This window comes from Bartonella sp. AP1QHHD (assembly GCF_042196265.1).
In the GTDB taxonomy this organism is placed as follows: Bacteria; Pseudomonadota; Alphaproteobacteria; order Rhizobiales; family Rhizobiaceae; genus Bartonella.
The window spans coordinates 1-7,462 of the sequence record NZ_JBHIPW010000053.1; the positions used below are offsets into that span (position 1 = coordinate 1).

At 36.9% G+C, this 7,462-nt stretch carries 13 protein-coding genes; 6 read left to right on the forward strand and 7 right to left on the reverse strand.

Translation table 11 applies throughout. The annotated features are described in order from the left end of the window. Positions 1–53: 53 nt before the first annotated feature. From ACFIME_RS05120 to ACFIME_RS05145, 6 genes are all read right to left on the reverse strand, one after another. Positions 54–326, reverse strand: coding sequence for a hypothetical protein (locus tag ACFIME_RS05120; RefSeq protein ID WP_375684608.1), 273 nt, complete (start codon positions 324–326; stop codon positions 54–56). Then, positions 317–1,063 carry a recombinase RecT gene (locus ACFIME_RS05125; protein WP_404977443.1) on the reverse strand — a complete coding sequence of 249 codons (747 nt, stop codon included), beginning with the start codon at positions 1,061–1,063 and terminating at the stop codon, positions 317–319. The genes ACFIME_RS05120 and ACFIME_RS05125 overlap by 10 nt, the downstream gene beginning before the upstream one ends. A gap of 83 nt (positions 1,064–1,146) precedes the next feature. Then, positions 1,147–1,389, reverse strand: a complete 243-nt coding sequence (locus ACFIME_RS05130; RefSeq protein WP_375674532.1) for a hypothetical protein — start codon at positions 1,387–1,389, stop codon at positions 1,147–1,149. Positions 1,390–1,402: 13 nt separating this feature from the next. Then, on the reverse strand, positions 1,403–2,140 hold the full coding sequence (locus tag ACFIME_RS05135) for an antA/AntB antirepressor family protein (RefSeq protein WP_375684604.1): 738 nt from the start codon (positions 2,138–2,140) through the stop codon (positions 1,403–1,405). A gap of 48 nt (positions 2,141–2,188) precedes the next feature. Next, the gene (locus ACFIME_RS05140; protein ID WP_375678387.1) at positions 2,189–2,599 is read right to left on the reverse strand and encodes a hypothetical protein; all 411 of its coding nucleotides are present in this window, start codon (positions 2,597–2,599) and stop codon (positions 2,189–2,191) included. A 223-nt stretch (positions 2,600–2,822) separates the two neighbouring features. Beyond that, a complete protein-coding gene (locus ACFIME_RS05145) occupies positions 2,823–3,155 on the reverse strand; it encodes a helix-turn-helix domain-containing protein (protein ID WP_375612684.1) in 333 nt (110 codons plus the stop codon). Between the two features lie 112 nt (positions 3,156–3,267). Between ACFIME_RS05145 and ACFIME_RS05150 the strand changes: the two genes are divergently transcribed. From ACFIME_RS05150 to ACFIME_RS05165, 4 genes are all read left to right on the forward strand, one after another. Next, entirely contained in the window at positions 3,268–3,546 is a 279-nt protein-coding gene (locus ACFIME_RS05150) for a hypothetical protein (RefSeq protein WP_375684605.1), read from the forward strand. Between the two features lie 670 nt (positions 3,547–4,216). Beyond that, complete coding sequence (locus ACFIME_RS05155; RefSeq protein ID WP_273791733.1) at positions 4,217–4,552, forward strand: dATP/dGTP diphosphohydrolase domain-containing protein; 336 nt, start codon at positions 4,217–4,219, stop codon at positions 4,550–4,552. 11 nt (positions 4,553–4,563) lie between these two features. After that, entirely contained in the window at positions 4,564–5,130 is a 567-nt protein-coding gene (locus ACFIME_RS05160; RefSeq protein ID WP_375684606.1) for a hypothetical protein, read from the forward strand. Positions 5,131–5,140: 10 nt separating this feature from the next. Beyond that, positions 5,141–5,371 carry a hypothetical protein gene (locus ACFIME_RS05165; protein WP_208434686.1) on the forward strand — a complete coding sequence of 77 codons (231 nt, stop codon included), beginning with the start codon at positions 5,141–5,143 and terminating at the stop codon, positions 5,369–5,371. An 87-nt stretch (positions 5,372–5,458) separates the two neighbouring features. Here ACFIME_RS05165 and ACFIME_RS05170 read toward each other — a convergent pair whose 3' ends face one another. Next, on the reverse strand, positions 5,459–6,130 hold the full coding sequence (locus ACFIME_RS05170; RefSeq protein WP_375621782.1) for a hypothetical protein: 672 nt from the start codon (positions 6,128–6,130) through the stop codon (positions 5,459–5,461). 66 nt (positions 6,131–6,196) lie between these two features. On the opposite strand from ACFIME_RS05170, the gene ACFIME_RS05175 reads away from it, so the two are divergent. Next, positions 6,197–6,670, forward strand: a complete 474-nt coding sequence (locus ACFIME_RS05175) for a crossover junction endodeoxyribonuclease RuvC (protein WP_375638626.1) — start codon at positions 6,197–6,199, stop codon at positions 6,668–6,670. Then, positions 6,660–7,462, forward strand: an 803-nt coding sequence (locus ACFIME_RS05180; protein ID WP_375684607.1) for a DUF1376 domain-containing protein, incomplete at its 3' end; no start/stop codon positions are given. The genes ACFIME_RS05175 and ACFIME_RS05180, both read left to right, overlap by 11 nt.

The following is a 7,462-nucleotide window of genomic DNA, read 5'->3' on the forward strand; positions in this document are numbered from 1 at the left end:
CGGTGACTTTACCCAAGCGCGCTTGAAACCATTCTGCTGTTCTTTGTTCCATCTCACACCGCCGTTCTTTGTTCTTGTGGTCCATATTCTATATCTTGGACGTGAATATATTCGGCATCTTGTATAGGAACGTATGTTTTCTCTTGTGGTGGGAGAGATTGTAGAGCGCTTTCTCTTTGAATTCTTGGCTTGCTTTCTAATATTTTCAAAACGTCGTCTGCTGTTTCACAAGACATATCTGTTAGCTTTTCTACTTTTGCATAAGAGAGAAGCTTATTTTTATCCGATTCTGTTTGTTCGATTAATTCTTCGATTTTTATAAGCATATCTTGAGAAACCAATTGTTTTGGAATGCTATGGTTTGTTTCATTGATACGTTTTGCTTCATCTTCTTCATAAATACCGGAAAGCCCGAAAGCATAGCGAGCACATTGTATAGTGGCTTTANTTCTTCTGTTTGAGTGATGTTTATTAATTGTTTGATTTGCATAAGCACATCATAAGAAACTAACTTCGTTTGTACGTTATGGTTTGTTTCATTGATACGTTTAGCTTCATCTTCTTCATAAATACCGGAAAGACCGAAAGCGTAACGAGCACATTGTATAGTGGCTTTATGACGCAACATACGTGCGGGGTATTTTTTCCAAGGGTCACTGTGGCCTTGTTCGCATTCTTTGCGATATTCGGTGACTTCGATAGGGTCTTTAATGCCTTTGAGACGAATAGCACATTTGATAGCAATGATATTCCCATCATCATTGAGTTGATCTTGAAAGGTCATGCCATCAAAGTCAGGATTTGATTTGATGATCTTTATCCAACCGTCGATAGAAACAACGGGTATGATGCCGCCGCCTTTTTTAGGGAGAGCATAGATTTCTTTTGTTAAAGGGTTAAGTCCATAAGTATTGGCAACAAAAAGAAAAACGGCAAATTCTGCATCAGTGATGACATTAGCATTTTTATCTCCAATACAAGTTTTTATGATTGTGGTTCGAAATTCTTCAGCAGAAAATCCATATTTTTCTGCCATTTCGTTTAAAAAAGTAGAATTTTTCATCTTGATTTCCTACATTGCGCGCAATTCACCCGTGGCGTGAATCACGCTGGTGTTTAAAAGTTGGTTGTGTGGTTAAAAACGGCTTATATGGCTATTACGGTATTACCAAAAATCTCGGCAAAACCACAAACTTTAGCTTTTCCATAAACTTTGGCGTTACCAGAAACCCAGCAATTGCCATCATGACTTAGATTGTCTTCTTTCTCGATATAGCCTCCTAAATCACCTGCTTTAACATTACCAAAGTCTCTCAATGCACGAATGCGGTGGAGAGTTTTGCCCCCAACTTCGATTGTTTCATCAGTAAGTTCGTATTTCTTTTCCATGGTTTTACTCCTTTTAATGCATGCTTTGTCGTTTAATTTCTTGAGACAGCACCCCCATGCCTTTTGTTGTGATTTTTGCTGAAGGAATGACTTTTTCAGCCTTTGTTGTTGTTTGAATAATGTGGGTTGAGCAATCCATTAGTCCTTTTTGGATTTTATCTTGATAAGGAAGCAAAGGAGCGCCATCAGTAATTCGATATATCCATCTTTTTTCTTGTAAGAAGAGAATGAATTTTTTGGGTTGCATTTCAAGAATTTTAGCAGCTGTAATAAGACCGAAGAGCCCATCAGAGCGTTGCAAGCTTTCAAGAGCCATTGCTTTTGGTTTTAAATCTTCAATGATGGTATCTTTTTGATTTATTTGTCCTTGTAGGTAATTCAAAAAGCCAATCATCGCTTGTGGACTTGAGTAATCGATTTGTGGTGTAACAACTTGCTTTGCACGCCGCTCGCATTCAATAAAATATTGACGGGCTTGCTTTCCTTTTTTATTACGCTCGACCATGGCAAGCTCTTTCGCCATGTCTAAGGTAAGATAGTATTCTACTGCTATGGCATTGTTCGCTTCCATTTTTTTGTGGAAGCGAATAAAGTCCCTTCCATCAAGGAAAGCATAGGTCATAATACGTTTTTTTATCCAAGTAGAAAAATCTTGTTTACTCTCCAAAAAGACATGTAATTCACGTGCATTTACTGTCTGAACGCTTTCTTCGTTAATGGTGTTATTTGTAATAGCGATAGGATTATTCATAAGTTTACTCCATCCGATCATTTAATAAGAGGAAAGAGGAGAGCGTTTTTAAAAGCGCCCTGTATAATGTGGGTAATTTGGAATGACATCCGAAAGAGTTAGACGGTGCTGCTGTTCATAAGTCCCGTAAGTTTCATCTTCATATCGCTGCTGTTCGATTTCTTCTAAAAAAAAACCGTATGCGTTACTGTCTTTAACAAAGTCGTGAGGTATATTGCCGTTGAAACATTGCTCTTCACATTCTTTCAGATAGCATTCGGCAATATCTTCAGAGATATCTTCGCAACGATTAGTCGTTGGTTCTACGCGCAAAATTTGGACAGCATTATCGGTTTGGTCGATAAAATTGATAATGTCCTTTTCTTCTAATAAAGGACCAGATTTAGCGAGATTTTGTTCTTCATTTTCGCACATCACTAAGAGAATTTCATCAGAATTTATAAACACTGGTTTATTCACAAATGCCTCCATACAGCCTATTGGCAAAAGTTATTTTCTAAGATATGGGAGATAAATATATGCAAAAAGTGCAAGTGTCAACATAAAAATGTAAAAAGTGCATATTTATGCTAGATATGTTTTTTTAAAAAGTGCACTATCCACAATTTATGGAGATACAAAATGCAAATAGCGGAACAAGATTCTAATCTTTTAAAAGGGTTTTCTCAGAAAGAAAAGGAAACTATAACTTATCTTTTGATTGCCTTAAAAACTCAATATATAAAATCACAGACTTCTTGTTTTCTTCAGAAAGATCACGATAAAAATTCATAAATTCTTGATCAACATCATTGAAGAAATTGGGGGGGGGCTCGTTAAAAAACTCAGCTATTTTAACTAATTCCCCAATACTTATGCTTCTTGATTTTCCATTTTTGTAAGGATTAATCATTCTGCTTATAGTGGATTGATGGATTCCCAAGTAGGCGGCTAGTTCTATTTGAGCACCGTGTCCGCGCTCGTCTAATTTTTTTTCTAGCCATTGTTGGATACTTTTTTCAATATTGCTACTCATAATTTAAATATTATCCCTAAAAATACGTAAAATGCAAAAATGTGAAAGGTGCATTTTTTGTTGACATATGTAAAAAGTGCAATTATTTATTGTGCTGTTATGGAGATTACATATGCCTTCGAGATTAATTATAAAATATTTAGGTGGTTTCAAAACTGTAGCAACCATAGTGCAAAGAGATGTGTCATCTGTTTATAGATGGCGTGACATGCCAGCAAAACACCAGCAAAAAATTTTAGATTACGCACGTGATCATGGGATAGATTTGCGTCCAGAAGATTTTTTTTATCCCGAGCGCTTGCAGAGATTAATGCAAGAGCAACACCCCCCAATGACTACATTTGCAAAAAGTTCCGGCGTTGATAGCGCGCGTGAGACTTTACAGCATTAAGGAGATGATGATGGCTGTAGAAAAGAAATATGAATTCATAGAACAGGGGGTTATGCTTTATCCTGATAAGAATAATTCACATGGTATTGTAATGCTTCGTCGCATACGGGCACTGAGAGACTTTGGAAACGTTAAAAAAGGTGATTTTGGTGGTTTTATAGAACATGAAGGTAACCTATCACATGAAGGGGATTGTTGGGTAGATGATTCGGATAATTCCTTTAGCCGTGGATATGTTTTTGGCAATGCTCGTGTTTTTGGAGATGCCCGTGTTGGTGGCATGGCACGTGTTTTTGGGCATGCACAAGTATACGGTTGTGCAGAAGTTTTCGGTGATGCGTATATTTATGATCATGCAAAGATTTACGGTAATAGCAAGGTTTATCATTCTCGCGTTTACGGCGAAGCACAAATTTATGAGAATGCTTTTGTTAGAGGTCAAGCAGAAGTTTATGGGAATTCTCGCATTTTTGGGAATGCTGAAATTTATACAAAAGCACGTGTGTATGGGAATGCCAAGGTATATGAACATGCACATGTTTTTGATCAATCTAAAGTTTATGATAACGCCTTAGTTCACGGGCATGCCAAGATTAGAGAGAATGCCAAGATTTACGGCAATGCCGATGTTTGTGACTATGAAGATTTTCGCGATAACGACGAAGTTTACATGCGTAAACACGTTTCATATAGCACAAACGAAGCGCATAAGAATGATGATGGTAAGCCTCGTATAGAGCTTATACCGCCGTTGGCACTGATTGAAATCGGCAAAGTTTTAGAGTTTGGGGCAAAGAAGTACGGAGCAAACAATTGGCGTAATGGCATGCACTGGAGCAGGTTTCACGGTGCTGCTTTACGTCATTTATTAGCATGGTTTGGTGGAGAGCATAAGGATGCTGAGAGTGATTTATCACACTTGGCACATGCGGCTTGTTGCATTCTTTTTTTAATGGAATGCGAAGCACAACAGATTGGTCATGATGACCGCCCTCATAAAAATTAAAGGAGATAAAGATGAGTTCGAATGAAATTTTATGGATAGCAGTGGTTTCAGTTTTGCTCTTAAGCGGAGTGATGTTTCGTATTGCATTGCATTATCGCAACCAAGTTAAAGCACTTAAAGAGCAGGTTCAAGATATTAAGAAAAAAATGAAAGAGAATGAGTTTAGGTATTTAAAGGAAAGCAAGCAGACAATTGATGAATGTGATGCAGATCTTGAAGAACGTGACGAGGAAATTAAACAACTGAAACAAAAGACTGAAGAGCATGAAAAGGCGTTCAGAAATGTAAGTGAAGTTGTAATGACACTCGAAGCAGATGTTCAATCACGTGATACGGAAATTAAAGAATTGAAGCAAGAGATTAAAGAACGCGACGAGAAAATTGAAGAACTTAAGCAAAAGATAGATGCGTACCGAGAAGATTTCAAACGGAAAAGTGAAAAGATACAGGCACTAAAAGCAGATGTTCAATCACGCGACGAGGAAGTTGAAAGACTAACACAAGAGCTTAAACAGCGTGATGAAGCAGTAAAAGCGCCGCTTCATAAGAATAAGAAGAGTAAGAAGAAGGGTAAGTGAGGAGAGAAAGATGAGTTTAGTAGCAATTATTACGTTTTTTACTACCAATGCGGTTATGTTCTTTTGTGTTATCGCTATGTTCTTTTTTGTTTTGCTCTATCGCAATAGAGAACAAGAGCTCAAAACAGAACTGAAGGAAAAAGATATATTAATTGTAAAGTTAAATATGTCAATTGAAGAGTTGAAAAAGAAAGTACAAGAAAGAAGAGTTATAGGAACCTTTGGAGGTTATGATTCATGAAAAAGAACAAACTAATAAATACTTTTATCTTCTCACCTTAATAGGTGAGAAGATAAGTAAAACCTAATTCCCAATCTTATAAGATTATCATCGTTGATGACTTAATTTTCGAAAAAAGCTGGGCCAAAAGCGAACTTCAAGTGTTTTATGTGGGTCATATGATGAAGTATGTTCTAAGATAAAGATCGGAACGGATAGTTTATCATGATTTTCTGTTTCTATGGAGCGAATTTTTAATTCCCATCGAAAACTATACCCACCATTCACTGTAAATAGGTCAATTCCTCTTTCTAATACGTTGTTTTGGATGACAGGATTTGTTGTAACGGGAGTTATTAAATCGATACATTTGGGAGATGTTTTAAGAATGCTTCTTGGAGAGCTTTGAGAGTATGGATAAGGAGTTGGATAGAATGCTTGAACGAATTCGAAAGGGCTATTTTCATCTATTCGTATATAGTTCATTTTCATTGGTCGGTCTGTGGGGTTTTTGATGGAAAATTCTATGAGAATACCTTCTGGTGATAGATCTTCAGGTTTAAGATTAAAGATCTCAACTTTCATCTTTGGTCCTAAACCTTCTGCTATGTTTTCTGTCCACAAAGTTTCTAAGGAATTTCTTATCATTTGGGGAAGGTCTTTTTTCAATATACTTTGTCTTTTGAATGTTGCGAGTTCTGTTTCAATGTTATTCAATTTATTGTTCATGTTAATTGTAATGTCAGTTAATTCTACAAAATTTTCTTGCATATTTCTCATATCTCTTTCTCCTCCGCTTTGGGAAAACAGTAATTTTATAAAATACGTTTTGTATGGAGAGGAGCGGTGATTAACACGATTCTTTGTTTTGATCTAGGTACCAAAACGGGGTGGGCGATACGTGGTGCAAGTGGTGACATGTTCAGTGGTACCGTGAATTTTCAATCACGCCGTTTTGAAGGCGGTGGAATGCGTTACTTGCGTTTTAAACAATGGCTATCAGAAATAAAGCAGACAGCAGGTCAAATTGACGCGGTGTATTTTGAAGAGGTGAGGCGTCATAAAGGTACAGATGCAGCGCATGTTTACGGAGGTTTGTTAGCAACGTTAACGGCGTGGTGTGAACAGCATCAGATACCGTATGAGGGGATACCAGTAAGTACGATTAAGAAAGCGACGACAGGCAAGGGGAATGCGTCGAAAGAAGAGATGATTAAGGCGGTGCGTGCAAAAGGGCACAATCCGAAAGATGACAACGAAGCAGATGCTTTAGCAATTTTATATTTAGTTAAAGAAAGGGAATTGGGGTATGTCCAGTAAATTACCATGGACGAGGCTTTTTGCAGACAAGTGGGCAATAGTTGTTGATTATTTGCCTGCTGTAGAGGGCAATATCTATATGCGATTACGGTTACGTATGTTGCGTACTGGTGAACCTCTTTTTTATAATATTAAAGTTTTATCTAATTACACTGGTTATTCAGTGAAGAAGTTTGAAGCGGCACTGAATGTTTTGCTTGAAGAAGGATATTTCATTCGTTTAGCAGATGGTCGCTTGTGGAATTTAGATGTTGAAGAAGAGCTTACTAACTCTCATGAGAGTTTAGAAAAGGTATCAAAAGCATCACGATCAAAGAGATTATCGGAGAGAGCAAAGAAAGCAGCGCAGGCAAGATGGGATAAACATACAACTTATACTTGTGATGCTTGTGATGATGCTCAAGTTACTGAAAATACTGATAAAAACGATGCTAAAGCAATGCTTAATGATGCTAAAACGATGCTTAATGATGCTAAGCATGCTAAGCATGATGCTAAAGCGATGCTTAATGATGCCTATATATATAACAATAACATTAACAATAACAATAAAAATAAAACTATTATTTTATCAAAAAGAGAAATTGATTTTGAAAATTTAGAAACAAACGATTTTGTTGAAAAGGCAATCGAGTGTGATGATGTTCAATCAGAACAAATCAAAACGATAGAAACCAAACAACCAATCATTCGCGAGCAAAATATCAATCTTTCAAACGAAGTTAACAACCGATGGCAAATTAACGAAGCGATGATTGCGAAATTGCCTTCACGAAAAGTTAAAAAGGTTGG

What these genes read in the sequence shown, in the direction of transcription:
- ACFIME_RS05160 (WP_375684606.1), top strand. Translation starts at nt 4,564, where the DNA reads ATGAGTTCGAATGAAATTTTATGGATAGCAGTGGTTTCAGTTTTGCTC.
- ACFIME_RS05130 (WP_375674532.1), bottom strand. Translation starts at nt 1,389, where the DNA reads ATGGAAAAGAAATACGAACTTACTGATGAAACAATCGAAGTTGGGGGC.
- ACFIME_RS05165 (WP_208434686.1), top strand. Translation starts at nt 5,141, where the DNA reads ATGAGTTTAGTAGCAATTATTACGTTTTTTACTACCAATGCGGTTATG.
- ACFIME_RS05155 (WP_273791733.1), top strand. Translation starts at nt 4,217, where the DNA reads ATGCGTAAACACGTTTCATATAGCACAAACGAAGCGCATAAGAATGAT.
- ACFIME_RS05170 (WP_375621782.1), bottom strand. Translation starts at nt 6,130, where the DNA reads ATGAGAAATATGCAAGAAAATTTTGTAGAATTAACTGACATTACAATT.
- ACFIME_RS05150 (WP_375684605.1), top strand. Translation starts at nt 3,268, where the DNA reads ATGCCTTCGAGATTAATTATAAAATATTTAGGTGGTTTCAAAACTGTA.
- ACFIME_RS05135 (WP_375684604.1), bottom strand. Translation starts at nt 2,140, where the DNA reads ATGAATAATCCTATCGCTATTACAAATAACACCATTAACGAAGAAAGC.
- ACFIME_RS05120 (WP_375684608.1), bottom strand. Translation starts at nt 326, where the DNA reads ATGCTTATAAAAATCGAAGAATTAATCGAACAAACAGAATCGGATAAA.
- ACFIME_RS05145 (WP_375612684.1), bottom strand. Translation starts at nt 3,155, where the DNA reads ATGAGTAGCAATATTGAAAAAAGTATCCAACAATGGCTAGAAAAAAAA.